The 1,642-nt window shown below is 70.3% G+C and carries 2 protein-coding genes; both read left to right on the plus strand.

Features of this window, described 5'->3' with window-relative positions:
* Nucleotides 1-250: 250 nt before the first annotated feature.
* Nucleotides 251-574, plus strand: coding sequence for a hypothetical protein (locus tag JHN63_RS50855; protein WP_019058105.1), 324 nt, complete (start codon nt 251-253; stop codon nt 572-574).
* Nucleotides 575-1,030: 456 nt separating this feature from the next.
* Nucleotides 1,031-1,603, plus strand: a complete 573-nt coding sequence (locus JHN63_RS50860) for an ATP-binding protein (protein ID WP_200691909.1) — start codon at nt 1,031-1,033, stop codon at nt 1,601-1,603.
* The last annotated feature ends 39 nt before the right edge of the window (nt 1,604-1,642 follow it).

The raw sequence follows: 1,642 nt of genomic DNA on the forward strand, positions 1-1,642 counted from the left end.
CGGTGGGTGTGCAGCTGGGCCTCGGTGGGTGTGCAGCTGGGCCTCGGTGGGCTTGCGGGCGGGCTTCGGTGGGGATCGGGGGGCGCACTCGTGCGAGTGCTCCGGGTACTCACCGTGACCGCTTGGTGCGTACTGGTGCTCGACGCCCTCGGCGGGCAGACTGCACCGGAGCGGGACGAACGTCCTGAACGGGGGCGCACACTGGATCACCAGATGTCCTGGAGCAAAGGGAGCAAGGGGGCGGGGAAGCATGGCGGAGCCGGAGTTCACGGCCACGGGCGTGCGCATCGGGAAGCGGCTGCGTTCGCTCACCCGGGCCGGACAGGTCCGGATCAATGACGGCAGGCTGGAGTTGCTCACCAGTTACGGCAGCGAGATCGACAGCGCGCCGGTGCAGGCGGTGCGGGCGTCAAAACCCTGGTTCGCCCCTGAGGACCGGGCACTGGCCGACCTCAACGGCAACAGGTACCTGCTGACCCTCGGCGAGCACGACCCCGCGCCCGGGCAGCCGGGCCCGCCCGCGGCACGACGGTTCATCGAGGCCGTGCGCAAGGCGGCGGGGCGGGGCGGCTGAAACGAGGCGGGGCCAGCCGAAACGGGGAGTGGTCGTGCCGTGGCGGGGATCGTGCGGGACGGGGGCTGCGCCGTGACGGTGATCGAGCGTCGGCGGGGGCCGTGCCGTGACGGCGGTCGTGCCATGACGGTGGTGTGGGCGCCCCCTGGCGGCGGCTTTGGTTGTGGCCTTCGCGGTGGCTTTCGCTGCGACTGTGGCGGTGGCCTTGGCTGCGGCCGTGGAGCAGTTGATGCGCGCCGCGCAGGGGTCTGATTCGCGTCATGGAACATCAGTGGCCAGCCGCGAGTTGCGGGACCGCGGCCCCTGAGTCACTCTGGTCTCACGTCACTCTGGGTTTACCGGCGATAACGCTGCGAACCAGCCCGCCGGACACAACAGCAGGCGGCCGTTTCTCTTGACCACCCTGCTGGATCCGAACTCCGTGTTCTTCCGGACCTCAGTCGGGGAGTCGCAGCCGTGATCAGTCACCCAAGCAGGCACTGCACGGTGGAGCTCCAAGCCCTGCCGTCGCGGATCGGCCAGGTCCGCAGAATCGTATCTGCGCAATTGCGCTACTGGCATCTGGATCCTCTGATAGACCGGGCCGCGCTCGGTGTCACAGAGCTCCTCACCAACGTCCACCGGCACGCCCAGCCCGACAAGACGTGCGTCGTGGAGATCGAGGTGCGCCTCGACCAGCTCACGGTCTCCGTGCGTGACCACGATCCCCGGCTTCCCGTCGTCGGCGACATCGACGAGGTCTCCCCTACGGCCACTTGTGGACGCGGGCTCGCGATGGTCGCGGCGGTGAGCGAGAACTGGGGGGTACGGCCGGACGGCGAGTCCGGCAAGGTCGTGTGGTTCACGCTCAGCGCGCCTACGCCAACGCCCGTCCCGGCGACTGCGGGGGCGGCGGGTCGGCCACCGCGGCGTGCGGCTGCGGCCGGGGCCGGGGAGAAGCCTGCGCATCGGTTTGTTGCGGAGGTCGAGAATCCCGTCGACGAGCGGCGGGCCCAGCACGCTCCCGCCCGGTCCGCCGTTGCCGGTTGATCGGGCGGTGACTGGTTTTTTTGGGGGGGGGGGTGGGGG

This window comes from Streptomyces sp. MBT65 (genome assembly GCF_016612545.1).
Taxonomy (GTDB): domain Bacteria; phylum Actinomycetota; class Actinomycetes; order Streptomycetales; family Streptomycetaceae; genus Streptomyces.

Bases quoted from the DNA above. Each gene is read 5' to 3' on its own strand.
- JHN63_RS50855 (WP_019058105.1), top strand. From the start codon at position 251: ATGGCGGAGCCGGAGTTCACGGCCACGGGCGTGCGCATCGGGAAGCGG.